This is a genomic window from Pseudoalteromonas sp. BSi20439 (genome assembly GCF_000241165.1).
Classification (GTDB): Bacteria; Pseudomonadota; Gammaproteobacteria; order Enterobacterales; family Alteromonadaceae; genus Pseudoalteromonas.
The window spans coordinates 117,784-141,794 of sequence record NZ_BADW01000099.1 but is presented as its reverse complement, the minus strand read 5'-3'; the positions used below and the strand labels follow the sequence as shown (position 1 = coordinate 141,794).

Genomic DNA, 24,011 nt, shown 5'->3' with positions numbered 1-24,011 from the left:
TGCAAGGCAGAAAAGGGCATTTGTGCAAATATTGTATCATTGCAAATGATAAAAATCCCAGCTAAAAACAACTGGCTGGGATTTGATTTTATTCACTCTAAAGTGATCACATCACTAACTGACGTATATCACTCATGTAACTTGCAAGAGTAACAGTAAAGCGTGCAGCAAGTGCACCGTCAATCACTCTATGGTCGTAAGACATTGAAAGTGGAACCATTAGCTTAGGTTCAAACTCTTTACCATTCCACTTAGGCTTCATTTCAGATTTTGACACACCTAAAATAGCCACCTCAGGCGCATTCACAATCGGCGTAAATGCCGTACCGCCAATACCACCTAGGCTTGAAATAGTAAAACAACCACCTTGCATATCTGATGAACTTAGCTTGCCATCACGCGCTTTAACAGACACTTCCATTAGTTCACGAGAGAGTTCAATAATGCCTTTTTTATCAACATCTTTAAACACTGGTACAACTAAGCCATTCGGGGTATCAACCGCTACACCAATGTTAATGTACTTTTTAAGGATTAAGCTTTCGCCATCCTCAGAAAGCGATGAGTTAAATGTAGGGAACTCAGCAAGCGCTTTAGCTGCTGCTTTCATTACAAACACGAGTGGCGTAATTTTAACACCTAGCTTTTTCTTCTCGTTAAGGGCATTTTGCTCTTTACGGAATTGCTCAAGACTCGTGATATCCGCTTCATCAAACTGAGTAACATGTGGGATTTGCACCCAGTTACGATGTAGGTTTTTACCTGACAGCTTTTGAATACGAGAAAGTTTTTTCTCTTCAATTTCACCAAACTTAGCAAAATCAACTTTTGGCCATGGAATTAAACCAAGCTCACCGCCTCCCGCATTGCCTTTAGCTGCAGGTACTTGACCAGATTCAACTTGCTTAACCAGTTGCTTAACATAGTTTTGCACGTCTTCTTTAACAACACGGTTTTTACGACCTGTGCCTTTTACGTTCGCAAGGTTAATACCAAACTCACGTGCTAAACGACGAACAACGGGCGATGCATGAGCATAAGCGCTGTTGTTTTCAAAGCTTTCAGAGCTTGCTTTAGCAGATGATGATGCTGGTTTTGACTCAGCCTGAGCTGCCGGCTTAGATTCTGTTTTAGGCGCTGGTGCTGATTTTTCTGCAGGTGCTGCAGCTGGTGCACTACCCGCCACTTCAAATACAAAAATCAATGAGCCCGTTTTAACTTTATCGCCAGTCGCTACTTTAATCTCTTTAACAGTACCTGCAAACGGCGCCGGTACTTCCATAGCTGCTTTGTCGCCTTCAACGTTTAAGATAGATTGCTCTTCTTCTACGCTATCGCCAACCGCAACCATAACTTCTGTTACTTCAACTTCGTCATCACCGATATCAGGCACGCTAACTTCTTTAGTGCTTGATGCCGATGTTTGTTCAGCAGGCTTCTCTTGTGCTTTTGAATCAGCTGCAGGGGCACTTTGGTTATCACCACCAGCGACTTCAAAAACAAACACTAATGAGCCCGTTTTCACTTTGTCACCAGTATTTACTTTAATTTCTTTTACTGTACCGGCAAAGGGGGCTGGTACTTCCATTGCCGCTTTGTCGCCTTCAACGTTTAAGATAGATTGCTCTTCTTCTACGCTATCGCCAACCGCAACCATCACTTCAGTCACTTCAACTTCGTCATCACCAATATCTGGCACAGTGACTTCTTTAGTTGATGAAGCCGATGACGCAGCAGGTGCTGCTTCCTCGGTTTTTTCAGCTTCTTTAGAGTCAGCAGCAGAGTTTTGCGCTTCACCGTCAAAGATGAACACTAAAGTGCCTGTGGTAACAGTGTCACCCACATTCACTTTAATTTCTTTTACCGTACCGGCTTGCTCAGCAGGTACTTCCATCGCAGCTTTATCACCTTCAACACTTAACAGTGACTGGTCAACTTCAACTTTATCGCCAACACTCACTAGTATTTCGGTTACTTCTACTTCATCGCCACCGATATCAGGTACTTTAATTTCAATACTCATTGCAAACCTCTTATGCGTACAGTGGATTTAGTTTGTTAGTGTCAATGTTGAATTTTTTAATAGCTTCAACAACCACTGACTTTTCAACTTCACCACGTTTAGCAAGTTCAGATAATGTCGCAACTACCACGTAGCTTGCGTTAACTTCAAAGTGACGACGTAGATTTTCACGGCTGTCAGAACGACCGTAACCATCTGTACCCAATACTTTGTAGTTACTGCTTGGGATAAATGAACGCGCTTGTTCTGCGTAGTTTTTCATGTAATCCGTTGCAGCAACGGTTACTGAGTCGTTTAATACGCTAGTAATGTACGGCGTTTTTTGCTCGCTTTCTGGATTAAGCATGTTGAAACGCTCAACATCTTGTCCATCACGGGTAAGTTCATTGAATGAAGTTACTGAGTAAACATCAGACGCAATACCAAACTCTTCGCTTAAAATTGTCGCTGCTTTACGCACTTCAGTCATGATAGTACCTGAGCTTAATAGCTGTACATTGGCTTTTTTGCCTTCGTAGCTTTCTAGCTTGTAGATACCTTTACGAATGCCTTCTTCAGCGCCTTCTGGCATGGCTGGCTGATGGTAGTTCTCGTTCATTAACGTAAGGTAGTAGTAAATGTTTTCTTGATCTTCACCGTACATACGACGAATACCGTCTTGCACAATAACCGCTACTTCAAATGCATAAGTAGGATCGTAAGAAATACAGTTAGGTACCGTGTTTGCAAGAATGTGGCTGTGGCCATCTTCATGCTGTAAGCCTTCGCCATTTAGCGTTGTACGACCTGCTGTAGCACCTAATAAGAAACCACGTGCTTGTTGATCCCCTGCCATCCATGCCATGTCACCAACACGTTGGAAACCAAACATAGAGTAGTAAATGTAGAATGGGATCATCGGTAAGTCGTTGGTGCTGTAAGATGTTGCAGCAGCAACCCATGACGACATTGCACCTAGCTCGTTAATACCTTCTTGTAGTACTTGTCCTGAGGTTGCTTCTTTGTAGTAAGAAACAATATCACGATCTTGAGGCGTGTAGTTTTGGCCATGCGGATTATAAATACCGATTTGACGGAATAAACCTTCCATACCAAAAGTACGTGCTTCATCGGCAATAATTGGCACAATGTTTTTACCAATGCCTTTATCTTTTAATAAGATATTAAGTGCACGTACAAAGCCCATAGTGGTTGAAATATCACGTTTTTGCTCTTCAAGTAACGGCTTAAACGCATCTACTTCTGGCAACTGTAATTTTTCAGAGAACTTAGCGATACGTGTTGGCGTGTAACCTTGTAACGCATCACGACGAGCATGTAGGTACTTGTACTCTGGAGAATCTTTTTCAAGCTCTAAGTAAGGCAGCTCTTTTAATTGCTCTTCTGATACTAAATCATCTAAGCCCAAGCGTGAGCGTAAGTGAGCCACATGCGACATATCCATTTTCTTAACTTGGTGCGCAATGTTTTTACCTTCAGCCGCTTCACCCATGCCGTAACCTTTTACTGTTTTAGCAAGGATCACTGTTGGGCGGTCTTTAGTCTCTTCTGCTTTTTTGAATGCAGCATAAAGCTTTGACGATTCATGACCACCACGCTTAAGCGCAAAAATTTCGTCATCGGTCATATCAGCAACAAGTGCCGCTGTTTCTGGGTAACGACCAAAGAAATGCTCACGTACGTACGCGCCATCTTTTGCTTTATATGTTTGGTAATCGCCATCAACAGTTTCGTTCATTAGCTGTAGTAGTTTACCTGTGGTGTCTTTAGCAAGCAGAATATCCCAACCGCTACCCCAAACAAGTTTAATAACATTCCAGCCAGCGCCTTTAAATAGCCCTTCTAGCTCTTGAATGATTTTACCATTACCCATTACAGGGCCATCTAAGCGCTGTAGATTACAGTTAATTAAGTAACATAGGTTATCTAGCTTCTCACGCGCAGCAAAAGAGATAGCACCACGTGATTCTGGCTCATCCATTTCACCATCACCTAAGAACGCGTATACACGTTGGTTTTTAGTGTCTTTTAAGCCACGACCATCTAAGTACTTTAAGAAACGCGCTTGGTAAATTGAAGAAATTGGACCTAAACCCATAGATACCGTTGGGAACTGCCAAAACTCAGGCATTAATTTAGGGTGAGGGTAAGAAGGTAGGCCATTGCCATCTACTTCCTGACGGAAATTATCAAGTTGTTCGGCGCTTAAACGCCCCTCAACAAATGCACGCGCATAAATGCCCGGAGAAATATGACCTTGGTAATATACTAAATCGCCGCCATCAACATCATTTGGCGCTTTAAAGAAGTGGTTAAAACACACCTCATAAAATGCAGCAGACGATTGGTAAGACGCCATATGGCCGCCTAAGTCGAGATCTTTTTTCGATGCACGCAATACAATCATAATCGCGTTCCAGCGAATAATTGAACGAATACGGCGCTCAAGATTTACATCACCAGGGTAGGCAGGTTCTTGATCAACCGGAATCGTATTAACGTAGTTTGTGTTAATGCCTGTTGGCATATCAACACCGTCTAAACGGGCTTGCTCTAACACTTGCTCAAGTAAAAACTGAGCTCGTTCAACACCTTCTTCGCGCACAACCGATTCAAGAGCTTGTAACCACTCTTGTGTTTCTAGCGCGTCTACGTCAATTTTATTGACTTCAGACATATGGAGGTTTCCTTATGTTTAAAATACTAATGTATGTATTGAATACTTCACTGTTGAATCAAGTTAACAGTGAATGTACTTGCTTAATTTTGTTTGGTGCGTCTTAAACTACGTTCAATTCGCGAATGCTCTTTACCCGCTTCAAGCAATGCTTCTTCAATATAGGCTAAATGCGCATTACTCGCTAAGCGAGCTTGTTCAGGATTACCGTCAATCACTGCATCCATTAATAAACGCCGGTGTTCGGCTAATTGGCTGCTTATATCTGACTTTTTAAGTAACACTGTTAAATTTTGTAAAACATTTTGCTCAAGTAAGCTTTGCATCCCTCTTACTAAATGCAGTAACACTACGTTATGAGACGCCTCAGCGATGCAAAAATGAAAGTCATTAATCGCTTTGGCTTTTTGCTTTAATTCATCTTTAGCTAATGCAATCTGATCAAAGCTCTGTTTTACTTTTGCAAAATCGTTGCTTGTTCCGCGAAGTGCTGCGTAATAAGCCGCAATTCCCTCTAGCGCATGACGAAATTCTAATAAATCAAATTGCGATTCGGGGTGTTTACTGATCAAATCAAACAACGGATCAGTCAGCCCCTCTTCCAATTGATTTTTTACATACGTTCCACCACCTTGACGACGGGTTACAAGCCCTTTTGCCTCAAGCTTTTGAATGGCTTCACGCAACGACGGACGCGACACTTCAAATTGCTTAGCGAGTTCACGCTCCGGTGGTAACTTTTCTCCTGGTGCTAACGACCCCTCAAGAATCATGTTCTCAAGTTGTTGTAAAATAACATCAGATAATTTTGCCGCTTTAATTTTTAAAGACATCAATCAACGTCCGCGTTGTATAAGTGCTAGCAGCCCATTAAATAAGGCTTTTAACTGAATGACCTGACCAAAAGGTAAATTGGTCATACCAAATTTTGCCATACGTTATCAAAAACCGTAATTACTGTCAATTTACAGCAGTTTTAAAGCCCTAAGGCCAGCGTAACGTAATTTAAACAAAGTTCAAATAATACACAGAATGCAGAGGATAAAGAAAGGTTAATAAGATGAAAAACAAATGGTCAGACCAGCTGTTTTTAATTTTCGGGTTTCGGGGTTCGGGTTTCGGGGTTCGGGGTTCGGGGTTCGGGGTTCGGGGTTCGGGGTTCGGGGTTCGGGGTTCGGGGTTCGGGGTTCGGGGTTCGGGGTTCGCAATAGGATAAAATGTAGAGTAATTTGCAAACATGTTTTTACATTGTAGGCGGGAGTTTACCTCGCGCATGTTTAGGTTAAAGGTTTTAAGCCCGCAACTCGAAGCCCGTCACAAAAAAGTAAAGTGCGCGGCATAAAGCCCCGCCTACGATTAACCCAACACTATGCTTAGCTTAATCTCTGCCTAGAACCTAAAACTCTAGGCACCAAATATATTTATTTTTTGAACCACAGAGGGAACAACCATTGATTGTCACTTTCTCTGTGTGCTCTGCATTCTCTGTGGTAAATAAATTACTTAAAAGCTATTACACAAAGAGAAGATAATGGGGGTAAAGAGGTTTTAGCCCGCCCCCCGTTGCTCGCGCAGCCCGCCAACACCAAGCTAAACACGGTGCTTGGCTTAATTTCTACCTAACACCTAACACCTAACACCTAATACCTAATACCTATTACCTAATACCTATTACCTATTACCTAACCCCTAGTCTTTAACTTAAACCACCAAATAAAGTCATCAAGGCAATTAACACTAAGTAAAAAAGTACATTTCGCTTAACCAGTTTGATCATACAGGTGGCCTCAAAGGTACAACCATAATAGCGCTCTTCAACTTGTTCAGCCGCTAGCGCCGTATAAGTAACCACCTTGCGATTAGGGCTTGAAAAGTCAAACACGTAATGCAGCCAACAGCTAGTCCCTTTATTAAAGTTACCAATCACTAAATAGCCAAAACTGGTAATACGCGCTGGGAGCCAATCTAGCCAAAACAATAAACGGTGGATTAGCTTAAAATGCTTAGCAATGACTTCATCACGGTTGTCACTCACTAAGTCGGCAAAAGTACGCACTAATGCATAAAAAACAGCACCAGCAACGCCCAATACCACAAACCAAAATATAACCGCGCAATAAAATCGAAAGTTAACCCAAGCTAATGTTTGCCCAACGGTTTCGCCGCCTTGCTGATCTTGGGTGCGTTTTTGCCCTAATTGCAAAGCATACAAAGACGCAGCGGTTTGATCACCGCGAGTCAGTGCATTTAAATACGACTTATACAAAGCGCGTTGCTTAGCGCAACCAAAGCACACTAATAACACCGCTACATTAAAAACAAGTTGCCAAAGTGCAAAGTCAGATAAAAAATACACACACCCAACAGCAATCACAGGCAGTAATAGCCAAATTAAAAAACCTGTTGCTGTGCCAAATAAACCTTTATTGGTCAATAAATTAACAGAGCGAGTTAAGTAGCCATTAGCGTAATAACTCATTTGCCAATGCGCAGAGCGAGCACCTAAACGCTCAAGTATCAGTGCAATTATTATTGAAACTAAAATCATGTTGTTACTCGCTTAATTTAGGGTCTGTTGACCTTTGCGGATTATAATTTGTTCAAACTAGGGGCGATTTAATCGCGGCGCGAGGTTTGTAACCTAGTGGGCTAAGTCAAAACCGAGCAACAAAGAGTAAATCGTCCCTAGGCAGAACCCGAAGGGCAGCGCCTGTTTGGCATTGATGCTACGTTATCGCCTATTTATGGGGAATAACCACACCACATAGGCGCTGCCTTGCCTAAATACCAAACAGACTGCTGCAAATTTAACCTTGAAAGGTCAACAGACCCTAGTTATTTAATTAGGTTAAAAAACTTACGCCAGTTAAAACTAACCCCAGGGTCGGTTTTTCGCCCAGGGGCTATATCGCAATGCCCAACTATATTACTGGCTATTATTTTTGGGTAGCGCTGCATAATAGCCTGCGCCAATGCAGCTAAACTTTGATATTGGGCACTGGTATAATTAGTTGTGTCTGTGCCCTCAAGCTCTATACCTATACTAAAATCATTACAATTTTGTTGTCCAGCAAAGCAGGAACGCCCCGCATGCCATGCACGCTTTTCAAAAGGTACATACTGTATAATTTCGCCGCAGCGCTTAATAAAACAATGCGCTGATACTCTAAGCCCTGCTAAATCAGTAAAGCTAGGGTGTGCATTGCAATCAATATTCCCCATAAATAAGTCATCAACATAGGGAGTATTAAACTGCCCTGCAGGTAATGAAATATTATGAATAACCAACAGCGATATATCACTGTGAGCAGGTCGCTCGTCAAAGTGGCTACACGCCCGCTGGCTAATATTATTTATAACGCCTAAAGAATCTATTTTCATACTATTTATTTAAAACTTATGTAGCCCGCTGCCCATAGCCCGTTACACGCATCCCGTTACCCGTAGCTCGCAGCGCTCAGGTTAATCAACCAAAATTGATGTATATCAAGATGCTAATAGATTTAAGCCTATAAAGATAGCGTAATACCAAACGATAAAATATGATTAACGTGTTAATTAAGCGCTGGCTTTTTAGTTTAGTTGTTAGCTGCTTCTATTTAGTAATTAAACAGAGTAAAATTTAGTTAATTTATTATCTATTATGAGCTTTTTCATGTCTATTTCGCATACCCTAATTAGCCAACTTGTTACCTTAGCGCTAGATGAAGACCTAAATTACCAAAGCGCAGAACAAGGCGATATTACCGCACAGCTTATTTCGCAAGCAGAGCAAGCCAATGCGAAAGTGATCACCCGTGAAGACTGCATTTTTTGTGGCAAAGACCTAATCATTGAAGTATTCAAACAAGTCGACCCAAGTGTGGTTGTAAACATATGCGTGAACGATGGCGACTTTGTTAGTGCCAATAGTACTTTATTTACTGCCTCTGGTTCTGCTCGCGCTATTTTAACTGCAGAGCGTACTGCACTTAATTTTGTACAAACGCTTTCAGGTACAGCCACCACCACAGCGCACTATGTAAAAGAGCTAAGTGGCACTAGCACGCAACTACTCGATACCCGTAAAACCATTCCGGGGCTAAGAGCATTGCAAAAATATGCAGTTAAGTGTGGCGGCGGTGCAAACCACCGAATTGGTTTGTTTGATGCGTTTTTAATTAAAGAAAACCACATAGCAGCCTGTGGAGGAATTAATAACGCAGTGGCTCAAGCTAAGCTAAATCATGCCGATAAACCTATAGAGGTTGAAGTTGAATCGTTTGCTGAGTTAGAGCAAGCCATTAACGCAGGCGCCGATATTATAATGTTAGATAATTTTAACCCAGAGCAAATACGCCAAGCGGTTAGCATTACAAATAAGCGCGCTAAATTAGAAGTATCAGGCAATATGACCTTAGAAACGCTAAAAGCATACTCGCAAGCTGGGGTTGACTTTATTTCAAGCGGGGCGCTTACAAAAAATTTACAATCAATCGATTTATCGATGCGATTTGAGTAAATAATGTAAAATTTATTTATATATTCCCGCGCTAATTGATTGACAACCTTTAAAAAAGGGCATTAAATAATTCAAAAGGATTATTTATAACAAGTTATTAAATTAATGCGCTTTTTATCAGTTTTTTACATACAAAAGCGCAATAAACAGTGTTAGACTCATACCGAGTAACTAGTTTTTAGCATTAAATTAGTTTAAAAGAATGAGAAAATACAAAAACGTACAAACTTGAGATAAATGAAAACATTTATTTCACTATTAACTTGTAACTTACGGGGATTATAACTAACTTTTAGTAGTTAGGCTTATACTCAAATAAGGGACGAGTAACGAATAACCGTCACACAGTGCGTGTGTTTGCGGGGAATATTTTACCGTTTAAACACAACACTAAATTTGGCAAAATGATTTTATTTTTGTAGTAACAGGTTAAGTAAACACATAAGTTACAGTTTAAAAACTTATACCCGTTTGGCTTACCACAACATTATCCTTTAGGAGAGGAAACATGCAAACAATGACACAACAAAACCAAAAGGGTTTCACCCTAATTGAATTAATGATTGTAGTAGCAATCATCGGTATTTTGGCAGCAGTAGCGTTGCCTGCTTACCAAGATTATACGGCTCGCGCTAAAATGAGTGAAGTTATAACTTTCACAGCATCAGCTAAAACAGCTGTTAGTGAATGTATTATATCAACTGGGAGCTCTGCTAGCTGTGCTTCTAATAAAGCGGTAGGGTTAGATGAAAATATCTCCTCTCCATATGTGACTAGTGTGGTAGTTGGAACAGCAGGAGAGATAACGACAACAATCAAAGCTATCAATACAGATTTAACTGGAGCTACATTAACTTTAACCCCAAACACAACAAATGCAACAAACATTAGCTGGACTTGTGAAATAAGCGCTGCAACTTTAAATAAGTATGTTCCACAAAACTGTAGAAATGGTAGTTAATTCCTATTTCAACAAATGTAGAAGCTCTTATACATAAGAGCTTTTCTTTACATGCAATTTATCAAATCTCACAGCCACCATATAGCCCTCTCTATATTCTTAATTGCTTGTTTAACTCCATTTATTGATGAATACTTCTTTGGTCTATTTAATGAAAAAAGAGCTTTCCAATCAATACTTCTAAGTATGTGCGCCTTATTTTATTTTCCCTCACTCAAGTTAGAAAAAAAAGCAAATCTGACTTTAACTTTAGTGCTACTCCTTGGTTTAATCAGCACATTATTAAGTAACAACCTATTACATTCAAGCTTGAGCTATCTTCACGCTACAATGCTAATAAGCCTTGTTTTTTTAGGGTATAAAATAAAAAGTGATAACTCTATTTTATTTTATACAATACTATTCTCTAACATATTTTTAGTATCTTATTCATTACTTAATTATTCTTTTTTTATTTTATCAAGTGAACTTCCACTACCTGATGGTGTTTTGTATGGTTTTTATAACATTCGATTTTTTAATCAATTTCAAGTCCTAAGCATACCTTTTGTTATCTATTTTCTTTTACACCCAAATTTACATCGAGTTGCAAAAGTCACTCTGACTTTAAATTTCTTTTTGTTACTTTTCAGTAGTGCCCGAGGAGCTTCAATAGCAATATTGGTGACAACATTAGTTTACTGCTATTTCATAAATAGAAGTATGATAAAAGAGATACTCTTTTGTCTATTGGCTGCTATTTTATTATTTTCACTTCATTATTTTTATCTTAGCTTTTACCACTCAGCCGAGTATACAATAAGAACTGATAGCTCAAAAAGGTACGAGATATGGCTAGAAATCATCAATAATATACACCTTAAAACACTACTTTTTGGTAATGGCCCTGGTGGATATAAATCTGAAGTTTTCGATTTTGGCCATCCCCATAATAGTATCCTTCAAATTCTGAACAACTGGGGAGCAATTGTTTTATCTATTGTTGTTTGGTTTATATATAAATTAATTACTCAATCACTTACCTTCATTAAAAAAAACAAAGATAACAATGAGTTTTTAACCTGTTTTACTTCATTTGTAAGCTTACTGATTTACTCACTAGTCAGTGGCGTAATAGTCATGCCAATTCCGCAGACCTTTTTATTTATTTTAGTTGGGATTTTACTTGGATATTTAGGTTATAATTTAGTTGAAAGAAAAAGCAAAACACATAAAAAAGTAGCACAAATTATTACATTTACAACATCTTTACTTTACGCGGCATTAGTCATACTGAGCTACAACTGTTTAGACCCTAAACCACACGGTCCTAGCTTTTGGTCTAACGGGCAATTATCTTTTGAAAATTGTAAGCTTACTTACTTCGAGGATTAATAATGGCAAAACAACCAGACAAAAAAGGATTTGATACCTTTGAATGGGTAGGCGTAAGTGCTCGCGGGAAACGCCTTGAAGGTGAAATGACTGGTGCAAGCATTGCTCTAGTTAAAGCCCAACTTCGTAAGCAAGGCATAACGCCCTCAAAAGTTAAACGAAAAGCCAAACCTTTGTTTGGTATTCAAAGCGTACAAAAAATTACCCCAAAAGATATAGCCTTAGTTACTAGGCAAATAGCTACTATGCTGATGGCGGGTGTACCGCTAATTCAATCGATTGAAATGATAGGCTCAGGCTCGACCAATAAAAGTGTTACCAAACTGATGGGCACCATTGGCGATGAAGTAAAAGCTGGCCAGCCCTTATCAACTGCGCTGAGAAAACACCCCCGCTATTTTGATGATTTATATTGTGACTTAGTGGCATCGGGTGAGCAATCTGGCGCATTGGATAAAATATTCGACCGCGTTGCGCTCTATAAAGAAAAATCAGAAGCGCTAAAATCAAAAATTAAAAAAGCCATGTTTTACCCGATTGCGGTATTAGTGGTGGCGCTGATTGTAACCTCCATATTATTGATTTTTGTGGTACCACAATTTCAAGATATTTTTAATGGCTTTGGCGCAGAGCTGCCTGCTTTTACCCTATTTGTAATTGCTATTTCTGAATTTATGCAAGAGTACTGGTGGATGGCGCTAATAGCAGTAATGGCATTTGGCTATATATTTAAAGAAGCGCATTTAAGAAGTTTAAAACTGCGTGATGCAACCGACCGCGCCATACTTAAACTGCCCATTATAGGCATGATACTTAATAAAGCCGCGGTAGCACGTTATGCCCGCACCCTATCGACCACCTTTGCTGCCGGTGTACCGCTAGTAGATGCGCTGGATTCTGCTGCTGGTGCCTCAGGTAATGCAGTTTACCGTTATGCTATTTTGGAAATAAAAGCCGAGGTAAGCTCAGGTAACCAAATGAACTGGGCAATGCGTAACTCTAAAATATTTCCTGATATGGTGGTACAAATGGTCGCCATTGGTGAAGAGTCAGGATCGCTTGATGGCATGCTGGCAAAAGTGGCTACTATTTATGAGCAAGAAGTGGATGACGCCGTAGATGGCTTATCTAGCCTATTAGAGCCATTAATAATGGCGGTACTCGGCGTACTAGTCGGTGGCTTAATCGTGGCCATGTACTTACCTATATTCCAACTAGGTTCAGTTATTTAGACAGGTTTTAGGCGCGAGGTTCGAGGCCCGCAGCTCGCCGCCCGTAACCTTAAATACCTCTAAAAGCGAAGCGTCTCTTAACCTCTTTGTGAATAATGACCTTGCGCGGCAAAAAGCTCCGCCTACAGAACAATTAAAGCGCGGCGATTCCCCGTCGCCCGTTGCCCGTCGCCCGTCGCCCGTCGCTCGAACCTAACATCCTAAACCCTAACTTTGCACTTATGTAAAACCACTGTATTATCAATAACAGAATTTAGTTTTAGGTAGAATAAATGCAAAGTTTTTTTATTGATATCACCAGCGCGATGCAGGCCCATTTATGGTTTTATTTGACCACGGTTGGCCTAGTGAGCTTATCTGTTGGTAGCTTTTTAAATGTAGTGATATACCGCTTGCCGCTAATGATGCAAAAAGAATGGCAAACTGAATGCCGCTTATTATTAGCAGATGAACTAACCAGCGCTAAAGCGAAACAAATCAACGCACAAACTACTGGTACGTTTAACTTAATTAAACCCAACTCATGCTGCCCTAAGTGCAAAGCGGCCATTAAACCGTGGCAAAATATCCCCATTGTTAGCTGGTTATTATTAAAAGGTAAATGCGCAACCTGTAACAACCCAATATCAGTGCGTTACCCTCTCGTTGAAGCCATTACGGCTATTTTAAGTTTAGTGGTTGCCTACACCTTTGGCGCAACAGAGCAGGCTTTATTGTACATTGTAGTTACTTGGGCGTTGGTAGCACTGACTTTTATTGATATTGATCACATGCTACTGCCGGACCAGCTTACTTTGCCACTTTTATGGTTAGCGTTAATCGCCTCTGTTATGGGTTATACCATTGCCCCTAGCGATGCCATTATTGGCGCAGCATGTGGCTATTTAAGCTTATGGAGTGTGTTTTGGTTATTTAAATTAATAACCGGTAAAGAAGGCATGGGCTATGGCGACTTTAAATTACTGGCGGTGTTTGGAGCCTTGCTGGGTTGGCAATCGTTATTGACCATTATTTTACTCTCAAGCGTAGTTGGCGCTGTTATTGGCATTGCCCTACTGAGTATTCAAGGTAAAGACAAAGCAACGCCTATTCCTTTTGGCCCTTACTTAGCAATAGCCGGTTGGATCACTATGCTATGGGGAACGCAACTGCAAAACAGCTATTTTAATTTTATTGGCTACTAACTATGAACAATACACAACATCATAAAAACAACTGGGTATTGGGACTAACCGGCGGCATTGGCTGTGGTAAAACCGCCGTAAGCAATATGCTGGCAGAACTAGGCATTACTATTGTTGATGCTGATATTATTGCTCGCCAAGTAGTTGAGCCTGGCACTGAAGGGCTTAATGCTATTGTTAAGCATTTTGGTACTGACATACTTAATGAACATGGCGCATTAAACCGAAGCGAACTAAGAGCGCGTATTTTTAGTAACGCTGAGCAAAAAGCATGGCTGAATGCGCTGCTACATCCTTTAATACGCACTAAACTGATCACTGATTTAACAAACGCGCAAAGCGACTACGTGGTGTTAGTTGCGCCGTTGTTATTTGAAAATGAGCTTGATGGCTACTGTCATCGTACTTTGCTAATAGATGTCCCCAAAGAGGTGCAAATAGCACGTACTACACAGCGCGACAATATAAGCATTGAACAGGCCGAGCAAATTATTGACGCACAAATGTCTCGTGAGCAAAAACAACATAAAGCGGATGATATTTTAAATAATAACCGCAACTTAAACGATGTAAAACAAGACTTACTTGAGCTGCATAAGTATTATTTACAGCAAGCTAAGTCTACAATATAACTGGATAAGCTAAATGCTAGATAGTAAACCATGCAACAGCGCATTTTTTATCAGTAAAAATACCTGCTGCATTGGTACGATTAATGTATTCCTTTCTTTTTTCTGATAAATTGCTGACAAATGAAGGATTAAATCAGGTGCGCAATGAATATTAACTCACCGTTATTAAGAAAATTTATTACCCTCGGCCGGGTTGATACCGATACCGTAAAAGCAAAACAACAAGAGTTTGCGTCAACTGCTGAGCTTATTTCTAAATGTGGCAAAATAGACAGCCAAGATTTAGCGCAGCAATGTATTGATTTGTTTAGAGTGCCTTTTTTTGATTTAAAAGATTTTAATGTTGCACAAATATCTGCCGAGCTGGTTAAAGAAAAGCTGATCCGCAAGCACCATATTTTACCTTTGGTACAAAAAGGCAGAAAAGTATACATTGCTGCCTCTGATCCTACCGATTACGGCGCTTTTGAAAACTTTGAATTTAGCACCGGTTTATCATGCGAAGTGGTGGTGGTTGACTACCTACAGCTCGACCATAAAATTGAGCAATTACTTGATGCCACAGGTAGCTTAAATTTAAGTGAAGATGAATTTAAAGAGTTTGCTGAACTAGACTCTGAGCCTCAAAGAGATAACACCCCTAAAGATGATGACAAAGACGATGCCCCTATTATTGTCTACATTAATAAAATTTTAATGGATGCAATAAAAAAAGGTGCTTCCGATCTTCACTTTGAACCCTATGAGCACAAATACCGTATTCGCTTTCGTATTGATGGTATTTTACATGAGGTAGCTAGTCCACCGAATAGTTTAGCAACCAAGCTTTCGGCGCGTATAAAGGTTATGTCACGCCTTGATATCGCTGAAAAACGTAAACCACAAGATGGCCGTATCAAGCTTAAAATTACTGAGCGTAAAAGTATTGATTTTCGTGTTAGTACCATGCCAACCCTATGGGGTGAAAAAGTGGTAATGCGTATTCTAGATTCATCCAGTGCTATGCTAGGCATTGATGTATTAGGTTATGAAACCGAACAGAAAAAACTCTACCTAGATGCACTAGAACAACCACAAGGGATGATTTTGGTTACCGGCCCAACCGGCTCGGGTAAAACCGTATCCTTGTATACGGGTTTAAATATACTTAATCAGCCGGAACGAAATATTAGTACCGCCGAAGATCCAGTAGAAATTAACCTCGAAGGGGTTAACCAAGTACAAATAAATATTAAAGCCGACATGACCTTTGCTAATGCTTTACGGGCGTTCTTACGTCAAGATCCCGATGTTGTCATGGTGGGTGAAATACGTGATTTAGAAACCGCTGAAATATCAATTAAAGCGGCGCAAACCGGTCACTTGGTGCTATCAACGCTTCACACTAACTCCGCGCCAGAAACGATTACCCGTTTGTTAAATATGGGTGTACCCGCGTATAATGTAGCCAGTTCAATTAGTTTAATTATAGCCCAGCGCTTAGCGCGCCGATTGTGCTCTAAATGTAAAGTACCAGAGCCTTTACCCCGTGAAGAGCTTATTCGCCAAGGCTTTAATGAACAACAAATACAGGACATGATTTTATACGCACCGAAAGGCTGTGAAAGCTGTACCGATGGCTATAAAGGCCGTGTTGGTATTTACGAAGTCATGAAAGTTACCCCAGAAATAGCGCAAATTATAATGCGCGGTGGTAACTCATTAGAAATTGCTGAGGTATCACTTAAAGCAGGGTTTAATAACATACGCTTATCAGGTCTTCGAAAAGCCGCAGAGGGCGTGACCTCACTCCTTGAGATAAACCGTGTCACTAGTTTTTAAATAAAGTGCTTAGTTGCTTAACAATAAATTGAGCGGCTAAGCCTATGTTAATTTGAGAGTAAATTATGCCAACTATGGTTAACTGCCCAAACTGCAAAGCACAAGTAGAATGGTCAGCACAAAGTCCGCACCGCCCTTTTTGTTCAAAGCGTTGCCAACTTATTGATTTAGGTGAATGGTCGTTTGAAAATAATAAAATTTCCGCGCCGATTACAGCTGCAGATGAGTTCAATCAAGACATGATTGAAGACATTGAAGCAATGATGGCAAAAAATGAAGATGACTTTTTTAAGTAACCTTTAAAGGTTCGAGGTTCGAGGTTCGAGGTTCGAGGTTCGAGAAATTTAAAAACCTTGCGGTTAAAATCGCAAGGTTTTTTTATACCTGTGGCAGCGGGTTTACCCCGCGTTAGTTTTAGGTTTTAGGTTTTAGGTTTTAGGTAATTTATCTACCACAGAGGTGCAGAGCACACAGAGAAAGTAACAATAAATGATCTTCTCTCTGTGGGGCGCGAAGCGCCTCTGCTCCCTCTGTGGTTCAAAATATTCTGTAGATACAAGGCGGGGCTTCGGGCGACGAGCTTCGCCCCTCGAACCTCGCACCTAGCCCTTCTACCTGCGGCGCTGCTCTATTTTAGCTAACTTTTCTTTTTGCTCAGCGTTAAGCAGTTGCATTACTTGATGCTGGGTTTTTAATTTAATTAACCCCAATTGCTGCTTCTTATCTTGGCGTGCGGTTAATAACTCTTTCGCTGCATTTTCGTCAAAGTTTGGCGCTGACAATAACGCATCCATCTGCGCTTTATAAACTTGGCGCTGTGCCTTACGCGCGTCTTTATTTTGGCTTCTTAGTGCTTTAATTTGCGTTTTTTGCGCTGTAAAAATCGCTTTTAATTGTGTTTGTTGCTCTTGCGTAAGCGCCAGCTTGTCTGCTGCTCGCTCAGAAAGTAAAAAGCGCGCTTGAGAGTGGCCTTGTTTATGGCCATCACCTTTTGCAAGTGCACTGCCCGCACTGAGCGTTGCTGCTGTTAAGCCACATATTAGTACTAATTTCGATAACGTGTTTACTTTAGTCATAATCATCACCTTTATATTGGGTTGGTTGTTGGTTGCTAATGTTTACTATAACTAACTCAATACAAAGTAACGCAAAGCAGTGTAAAGGTTATGTAAAGACTAACTTTTGATGAATTTAGCGCGTAAAATAAAACCATAAACAGCGCGTAAGGCTTTATATATGAAACTATTAATGATTGATGATGACACCGGTTTATGCGAGTTATTGAGCGAGTACCTAAGCGCACAAGGGTTTAGCATTCAAACCGCACACGATGGCCAACAAGGCTTAGAGCTTGCCTTGCAGAACGATTACGCGCTTATATTACTTGACGTTATGCTGCCCTCTATAGATGGCTTTGAAGTGCTAAAACAACTCAGGCAAAGTAAATTAACCCCTGTGATTATGCTGACCGCTAAAGGTGAAGACTTTGACCGTATTTTTGGTTTAGAGCTCGGCGCGGATGATTATATTGCAAAACCATTTAATCACCGTGAGCTCCTTGCCCGGGTTAAAGCCATTACTCGGCGTATTGAACACATTAATAGTGTGTCTAATAGTAATAAAAAAATATCTTCAAACGGTATTACTGTTAATTTTGCTACGCGAGAAGCTAGTATTAATAACAACTCCCTCACACTAACGGGCACCGAATACGAGATACTTGCCTTATTGATAAAGCACGCCCCGAATGTAATTAGCAAAGAGCAAATAAGCGAAGATGTATTAGGCAGGCGGTTAGCGTCTTTTGACCGCTCTATAGATATGCATGTGAGTAATATCCGTAAAAAAATAGCCGAGCACATAGACGGTGATAAAATTAAAACAATGAGGGGAACAGGGTATGTCTTCATCCAAGGAGAATAAACCTCACCGTTTTAGTTGGCTACGCCACCCACGACATTATTTATTTTTTAAGGTCTTTACGTGGTTTTGGCTGACGATTATTGGCACTTTTACAGCGCTCTTTTTCTTGAGTAATATTTCACTAATAAATGCCATTAGCCATGACCCACTGCAAGGACCAATGCAGAAAAACCTAGAATACCTAGCACGAGCTATCGAGCGCAGCGCACATAAACACAAGCGATCTATTAATGACATTATTACTCATCCGCGTTTAACTAAACGTAAATTACTTTATTTAAATTCACAAAACAGCGATGAGGTTTTGATCAGTAAAGATGTTGAGAACAATATTGATTTAAGCTTACTTAACTTTAGCAAGGGGATGCCTCCACAGGTTATTTTTACTGAATACTATCAAGCTTTTGGCCCCATACGTATTCGTGTTCCTGAAGGGGAATTTGAGTTATATGAAATCGATATAAATCAGCAGCGGCCGCTCTTTATTCGTTTAAGGTTACTACCTGTATGGTTAAAAATTTCCATCGCGATTATCGCCTCACTTACATTAAGTTTTTTATTTAGTCGTAACTTAATTGCCCCTATAAATAGTTTAAAACAAGCAGCAATCAAGCTCTCAAACGGCGATTTAAGTGCGCGTGCGGCAATAAATAGTCAGCGAAAAGATGAACTTGGAGTTTTAGGACGCGACTTTAACCGCATGGCCGATCAACTAGAGCAGCTACTTAGCGCTCAAAAGCGCTTATTAGCCGATATATCCCATGAATTACGCTCTCCGCTAACTCGTTTAAAAATGGCTACGGGGCTGGCGCAAATGCAAGCAAGTGAAGCAAGCCAATCGTATTTATTGCGTATTGAAAAAGAAGCTAATCAGCTGGATAAAATGATAGCCGATGTATTGCAGGTATCGCGCTTAGAAGCCAATAGCCAACCTTTATCGCTGCAAGCACAGTCGTTGCAAGTGATTGTTGACCATGTGATTAACGATGCTCAGTTTGAAGCGAAACAGCACAATAAAACCTTACTTGTACACGGTAATGTTGAAGTAAATATAGAATGTGACGAAATGTTGATTGCCAGTGCCTTAGAGAACATTCTGCGCAATGCCATTAAATATGCACAACATACTATTAGCATCAGCTTAAAACACAGTGATACCATATACATACAAATATGTGACGATGGCCCTGGCGTACCTAAGGCGCAACTTGATAAGTTGTGTGAACCGTTTTTCAGGCAATCAGATGCCCGCGACCGCCTCAGCGGTGGTACGGGGTTAGGGTTAGCCATTGCAAAAAATGCGGTGATCGCGCATGGTGGAAATTTAGCTTTATCAAATAAAGACGCTGGCGGGTTGTGCGTTGAGGTAAGCTTACCAATACAAAAGAGAGATCATGTTTTATAGTACTGAAAGTGAGCTTGAAAAGAATCAGCCTGCAATAAATGAGTTTTATACTAATACGCTAAAAAAGCGTATTTAAACACAGCGGCAGGAGAATTATTTTATGCTTGTGCCAAGCCTAACGATGCTCATACTGCCATTGTTATTAGTTCAGGGCGTATTGAAGGACTGGATAAATACAAAGAGCTACTTTGGGAGCTTTATTGTAATAATTTTGCAGTGTTTATTGTTGATCACCAAGGCCAAGGTCGCTCTTATCGGTTACTAAAAAACCCCCATAAAGGCTACGTAAAACAATTTGAAGATTACAGTCACGATCTTAACCAGTTTAATGAAAAAGTGGTGCAGCAGCACTGGCAAGGTAAAAAGTTACTGCTTAGTCATTCAATGGGCGGCGCCATTGCGTTTGATTACTTAGCACGTTATTCACATGATTTTAGTGGGGCATTTTTATCGGCGCCCATGTTTGATATTCATACCAAAGGAATACCCAAGCCGATTGCACAGTTTATCGCTGCAAGTGCCTCATTATTAGGGCTCTCAGGATGTTATGCACTAGGACAAAACGATTACTCACCTGAAGAGTTTGCGCTTAATACTTTAACCAGTAGCCAAATACGTTACGAGCAATTTAGGGCAACTTATCAGCAAACCCCACTATTACAATTAGGTGGCGTGACTTATGGCTGGCTGAATACTGTTTTTTCGTTTATTAAAGCGCTTGATAAACTATCCATAACCACCCCATTATTTATAGCTAGCGCAGAAAATGATGAAGTGGTTGATAATCAAGCCCAATACAAGCTTGCAAGCCGGCATAAAAATACGCTAATCAAGCAGTTTAAAGGGGCTAAGCACGAGCTATTTTTTGAGCGTGATGAAATTCGCCAACCACTACTAACAAGCCTATATAAATTTTGTGAGTCGCTAAGTTAACCTAAATTCTGGTTAGGTTAACGACCAAGCGATAATGGATCTAGGTGAATCAATATATCCACTTCCGATTCAAATTGCTGAATGATCATCAGCTCAACTTCGTCGGCTACCTTATGGGCACGAATAAGCGGTAAATGATCATCAAGCTCTAAATGCAGTTGGATAAACTTAACTTTACCGCCTTGTCGAGTACGAATTCCGTGTACCCCATAAACATCAATATGGGCATGCGCTATTTCAAAAATACTTTGCTTTTCTTCATCTGGCAGCTCTTTATCCATTAAGTGTGAGGCACTCTCAGTCGCTATATCCCAGCTGTTATAAAGTAAGTAACCCGCTACACCAATGGCAAACAAAGGATCAGCATACAGCACCCCATAATAAGCAAGTAAAATAGCAATTAGTACCGCCGCGTTTAAAATTAAATCGCCTTTATAGTGAACAGAATCAGCCTTGATGGCGATTGATTCTGTATGCTTCACTACTTTATTTTGCACAAATACAATGACTAAAGTACACGCTATAGCAAAAATACTGACCCACACACCTAATAATGAATGTGTCAGCTCTACGGGGTTAATGAGACGCTCAATACCGTGAAACGCCAATAAACAACCTGAGCCTGCAATAAAAGCGGCCTGCCCAAGCCCTGCAAGTGCCTCGGCTTTACCGTGGCCAAATCGGTGGTCGTCATCCGCAGGACGCAGTGCATACGATAAAACCAAAAAGCTCATTAGTGTTGCTGTTATATCCATTAATGAGTCGGTTAATGAGCCAAGCATTGACGCCGAACCCGACGCAAGCCACGCCCATGCTTTGGTCGCAATCATTAGGCTCACCATAATCATGGTCACTATGCTGGAGGCCTTGACCCAAAATTCATAACTGCGATTATGCACGTATCTTTCCGTTGTAAGCTGTATTTAATGTTTTCAGTATATCATTTTTTATTCATTGTTCGTGTATACTGACCCCGTCAAATTAAAGATTTTATAGGGCTTATTGTGCTGGATATTGTTTTATACCAACCTGAAATTCCGCCTAACACCGGGAATATCATTCGTTTATGTGCCAATACAGGCTATTCACTGCATTTAATTGAACCGTTAGGGTTTGAATGGGATGACAAACGTGTAAAACGCGCTGGCCTTGATTATCATGAATTTAGCCATGTGCAACGCCATGCTTCATTTGAAGCTTACTTAGAAAAGTGTCAGCCTAAAAAAGTGTATGCGTGCACCACTAAAGGCAGTCAGTTTCACCATCAAGCACAATATGAAGCGGGTGACTGCTTAGTATTCGGCCCTGAGACCCGAGGCCTACCTGATGACATGATCCAAGCATTACCAAACGAGCAACGAGTACGTATTCCTATGCAAGCCGACAGCCGTAGTATGAATCTATCTAATGCGGTAGCTGTGTTTGTGTATGAGTCTTGGCGCCAGCTTGGTTTTCCAAACGCCCAGTAAGGTTTTAGGTTTTAGGTAAACAAAAATACCTGTTACCTAAAACCTAGCAGTTCGTTTTATTCTGATTTCTGTTCACGACCTAATAAGGCCATAGCAGCTGCTTTCATGTCTTTATTTTCATAAAGTACTTTGTATATTTGCTCAGTGATTGGCATTTCAACACCCGCACGCTGCGCGAGTAAATACACTTCTTTGGTGTTTCTAAAGCCTTCAACGACTTGGCCAATTGATGCAATCGCATCATCAACACTTTCACCTTTACCTAACGCTAAACCAAAACGGCGGTTGCGCGATTGGTTATCGGTACAGGTTAAAATTAAATCGCCTAAACCAGCCATACCCATAAAGGTTTCTGGTTTTGCACCCAGGGCACAACCCAAACGCGATAACTCTGCTAAACCACGGGTAATAAGCGCGGTACGTGCATTTGCACCAAAGCCGACACCATCAGAAATCCCTGCACCAATAGCAATTACGTTTTTAACCGCACCACCAAGCTGTATGCCAATAAAGTCGTCATTGTTGTACACCCGAAACGAGCGGCCGCAATGGAGTAGATCGGCAATTTGTTTCGCAAATGCTGATGAAGTTGATGACACCGAAATAGCAGTCGGTGAACCCATCGCCATTTCTTTTGCAAAGGTTGGCCCAGAAAGCACCGCTAATGGTACTTCTTCACCGAGCTCTTGCACTGCCACTTCTTGCAATAAGCGCCCAGTATCTGGCTCAAGCCCTTTAGTAGCCCAGGCTATTTTTGCATTTGGCCGCAAAGCCGGTTTAATTTGCTTTAGCGTGTCGGCAAATGCGTGGCTTGGCACAACAACCAGTACAATATCGCTAGCTGCTGTTGCTTGCTGCAAATCGGCTTCAAGGGTTAAGGTGTCAGGAAAAGGAATGTCAGGTAAGTAACGTTGATTTTTTCGCTCAGCTGCAAGCGTCGCAACGTCTTGGCTATTGCGCCCCCATAAAGTCACATTGTGACCATTTCGGGCTAAACAAATAGCAAGGGCGGTGCCATAAGACCCCGCCCCTAAAACAGTAACAGCTGATGTTGCTGTATTCATAAATTATGCGTCTGCTGAAGCCTGCTCAGCTTGCGCTGTGCGTTGCTGCATGTATTGTGCAAATAATGCATCAAAGTTAACCGGTGCAAGGTTAAGCTGTGGGAACGTACCACGGTTTACTAAGTTCGATACCGCTTCACGTGCATACGGGAATAACACGTTAGGGCAGAATGCACCTAGCATATGTGCTAATTGCATTTCTTCAACATCAGCAATAGTAAAAATACCTGCTTGTTGAATTTCACATAAAAACGCAGTTTCTTCACCGATAGATGCCGTCACAGTTAACGCTAAAACAACTTCGTAAACACCTTCATCAAGCTTATTAGAGCGTGTATCTAAATCTAATTTTACTTCTGGAGCCCACTCTTTTTGAAAAATAGCGGGTGAATTTGGCGTTTCAAACGACACATCTTTAGTGTAAATACGTTGAATAGTAAACTGTGCGCCTGCATCAGCTTCTGCTGCTGCGTTTTGATTTTGTTCGTTCATTGTTATTCCTAACCTGTTATTTATTATAATTAATTAAATTAAGCACTCAGCTTAGCATCAAGGTTACCTTGTGCTTCTAGTGCCATCATATCGTCACAGCCACCGATGTGTTCATCGTTAATAAAAATTTGTGGAACCGTGCTTGCGCCACCGGCTTTGGCGATCATTTCATCGCGAAGCTCTGGCTGTACGCCAATATCAATATTTGTGTATTTTACACTTTTGCTGTCTAACAACGCTAATGCGCGATGACAAAAAGGACAATATCCTTTGGTGTATAAAACAACGTTACTCATAATATAATCCTTAATCGGTTTAGC

At 40.8% G+C, this 24,011-nt stretch carries 21 protein-coding genes and 1 pseudogene; 12 read left to right on the top strand and 10 right to left on the bottom strand.

Going from position 1 to position 24,011, the window contains the following annotated elements; genetic code table 11:
* Positions 1-106 precede the first annotated feature (106 nt).
* The 5 genes from aceF to ampD form a co-directional block, all read right to left on the bottom strand.
* Positions 107-2,023: a pyruvate dehydrogenase complex dihydrolipoyllysine-residue acetyltransferase gene (aceF, locus tag P20439_RS09570; RefSeq protein ID WP_008466444.1), complete on the bottom strand. Its 1,917-nt coding sequence runs from the start codon at positions 2,021-2,023 to the stop codon at positions 107-109.
* 10 nt (positions 2,024-2,033) lie between these two features.
* Positions 2,034-4,700 (bottom strand): pyruvate dehydrogenase (acetyl-transferring), homodimeric type, encoded by a 2,667-nt coding sequence (gene aceE / locus P20439_RS09565; protein WP_008466442.1) that lies wholly within the window; start codon positions 4,698-4,700, stop codon positions 2,034-2,036.
* An 83-nt stretch (positions 4,701-4,783) separates the two neighbouring features.
* The gene (pdhR, locus tag P20439_RS09560) at positions 4,784-5,533 is read right to left on the bottom strand and encodes a pyruvate dehydrogenase complex transcriptional repressor PdhR (RefSeq protein ID WP_008114937.1); all 750 of its coding nucleotides are present in this window, start codon (positions 5,531-5,533) and stop codon (positions 4,784-4,786) included.
* 863 nt (positions 5,534-6,396) lie between these two features.
* Positions 6,397-7,248, bottom strand: a complete 852-nt coding sequence (gene ampE, locus P20439_RS09550) for a beta-lactamase regulator AmpE (protein ID WP_008466440.1) — start codon at positions 7,246-7,248, stop codon at positions 6,397-6,399.
* 287 nt (positions 7,249-7,535) lie between these two features.
* Positions 7,536-8,081, bottom strand: a complete 546-nt coding sequence (ampD, locus tag P20439_RS09545; RefSeq protein ID WP_008466438.1) for a 1,6-anhydro-N-acetylmuramyl-L-alanine amidase AmpD — start codon at positions 8,079-8,081, stop codon at positions 7,536-7,538.
* 274 nt (positions 8,082-8,355) lie between these two features.
* Here ampD and nadC point away from each other — a divergent pair, with 274 nt between their 5' ends.
* The 8 genes from nadC to yacG all read left to right on the top strand — a co-directional run bounded on the left by nadC (position 8,356) and on the right by yacG (position 16,701).
* Positions 8,356-9,201 carry a carboxylating nicotinate-nucleotide diphosphorylase gene (gene nadC, locus P20439_RS09540; RefSeq protein WP_008466437.1) on the top strand — a complete coding sequence of 282 codons (846 nt, stop codon included), beginning with the start codon at positions 8,356-8,358 and terminating at the stop codon, positions 9,199-9,201.
* 508 nt (positions 9,202-9,709) lie between these two features.
* The gene (locus P20439_RS09535; protein ID WP_008466435.1) at positions 9,710-10,162 is read left to right on the top strand and encodes a pilin; all 453 of its coding nucleotides are present in this window, start codon (positions 9,710-9,712) and stop codon (positions 10,160-10,162) included.
* Between the two features lie 51 nt (positions 10,163-10,213).
* Positions 10,214-11,536, top strand: coding sequence for an O-antigen ligase (locus P20439_RS09530; protein WP_008466433.1), 1,323 nt, complete (start codon positions 10,214-10,216; stop codon positions 11,534-11,536).
* Between the two features lie 2 nt (positions 11,537-11,538).
* Positions 11,539-12,768, top strand: coding sequence for a type II secretion system F family protein (locus P20439_RS09525; RefSeq protein WP_008466432.1), 1,230 nt, complete (start codon positions 11,539-11,541; stop codon positions 12,766-12,768).
* Positions 12,769-13,040: 272 nt separating this feature from the next.
* Complete coding sequence (locus tag P20439_RS09520) at positions 13,041-13,952, top strand: A24 family peptidase (protein ID WP_008466430.1); 912 nt, start codon at positions 13,041-13,043, stop codon at positions 13,950-13,952.
* Positions 13,953-13,954: 2 nt separating this feature from the next.
* Entirely contained in the window at positions 13,955-14,584 is a 630-nt protein-coding gene (gene coaE / locus P20439_RS09515) for a dephospho-CoA kinase (RefSeq protein WP_008466428.1), read from the top strand.
* Between the two features lie 144 nt (positions 14,585-14,728).
* On the top strand, positions 14,729-16,405 hold the full coding sequence (gene pilB / locus P20439_RS09510) for a type IV-A pilus assembly ATPase PilB (RefSeq protein WP_008466425.1): 1,677 nt from the start codon (positions 14,729-14,731) through the stop codon (positions 16,403-16,405).
* A gap of 65 nt (positions 16,406-16,470) precedes the next feature.
* On the top strand, positions 16,471-16,701 hold the full coding sequence (gene yacG / locus P20439_RS09505; RefSeq protein ID WP_008466423.1) for a DNA gyrase inhibitor YacG: 231 nt from the start codon (positions 16,471-16,473) through the stop codon (positions 16,699-16,701).
* A 315-nt stretch (positions 16,702-17,016) separates the two neighbouring features.
* Here the strand turns inward: yacG and P20439_RS09500 are convergent, their stop codons facing one another.
* The gene (locus P20439_RS09500; protein WP_008466419.1) at positions 17,017-17,481 is read right to left on the bottom strand and encodes a periplasmic heavy metal sensor; all 465 of its coding nucleotides are present in this window, start codon (positions 17,479-17,481) and stop codon (positions 17,017-17,019) included.
* A gap of 160 nt (positions 17,482-17,641) precedes the next feature.
* On the opposite strand from P20439_RS09500, the gene P20439_RS09495 reads away from it, so the two are divergent.
* The 3 genes and pseudogenes from P20439_RS09495 to P20439_RS09485 all read left to right on the top strand — a co-directional run bounded on the left by P20439_RS09495 (position 17,642) and on the right by P20439_RS09485 (position 20,666).
* The gene (locus P20439_RS09495; RefSeq protein WP_008466417.1) at positions 17,642-18,328 is read left to right on the top strand and encodes a response regulator; all 687 of its coding nucleotides are present in this window, start codon (positions 17,642-17,644) and stop codon (positions 18,326-18,328) included.
* Positions 18,306-19,733, top strand: coding sequence for an ATP-binding protein (locus P20439_RS09490; protein ID WP_036933442.1), 1,428 nt, complete (start codon positions 18,306-18,308; stop codon positions 19,731-19,733). Before P20439_RS09495 ends, P20439_RS09490 begins: the two co-directional genes overlap by 23 nt.
* Positions 19,723-20,666 (top strand): annotated as a pseudogene (locus P20439_RS09485) (alpha/beta fold hydrolase). Before P20439_RS09490 ends, P20439_RS09485 begins: the two are co-directional and overlap by 11 nt.
* A gap of 17 nt (positions 20,667-20,683) precedes the next feature.
* Here the strand turns inward: P20439_RS09485 and P20439_RS09480 are convergent.
* On the bottom strand, positions 20,684-21,514 hold the full coding sequence (locus P20439_RS09480; protein WP_083834484.1) for a cation diffusion facilitator family transporter: 831 nt from the start codon (positions 21,512-21,514) through the stop codon (positions 20,684-20,686).
* Positions 21,515-21,670: 156 nt separating this feature from the next.
* Between P20439_RS09480 and trmL the strand changes: the two genes are divergently transcribed.
* Entirely contained in the window at positions 21,671-22,135 is a 465-nt protein-coding gene (gene trmL, locus P20439_RS09475) for a tRNA (uridine(34)/cytosine(34)/5-carboxymethylaminomethyluridine(34)-2'-O)-methyltransferase TrmL (protein WP_008466410.1), read from the top strand.
* Between the two features lie 56 nt (positions 22,136-22,191).
* Here the strand turns inward: trmL and gpsA are convergent, their stop codons facing one another.
* The 3 genes from gpsA to grxC are packed head-to-tail and all read right to left on the bottom strand — an operon-like array spanning position 22,192 to position 23,987.
* Positions 22,192-23,199: an NAD(P)H-dependent glycerol-3-phosphate dehydrogenase gene (gene gpsA, locus P20439_RS09470; protein WP_008114906.1), complete on the bottom strand. Its 1,008-nt coding sequence runs from the start codon at positions 23,197-23,199 to the stop codon at positions 22,192-22,194.
* 3 nt (positions 23,200-23,202) lie between these two features.
* The gene (gene secB, locus P20439_RS09465; RefSeq protein ID WP_008114905.1) at positions 23,203-23,691 is read right to left on the bottom strand and encodes a protein-export chaperone SecB; all 489 of its coding nucleotides are present in this window, start codon (positions 23,689-23,691) and stop codon (positions 23,203-23,205) included.
* Between the two features lie 38 nt (positions 23,692-23,729).
* Positions 23,730-23,987: a glutaredoxin 3 gene (gene grxC / locus P20439_RS09460; protein ID WP_008114903.1), complete on the bottom strand. Its 258-nt coding sequence runs from the start codon at positions 23,985-23,987 to the stop codon at positions 23,730-23,732.
* Between the last annotated feature and the right edge of the window lie 24 nt (positions 23,988-24,011).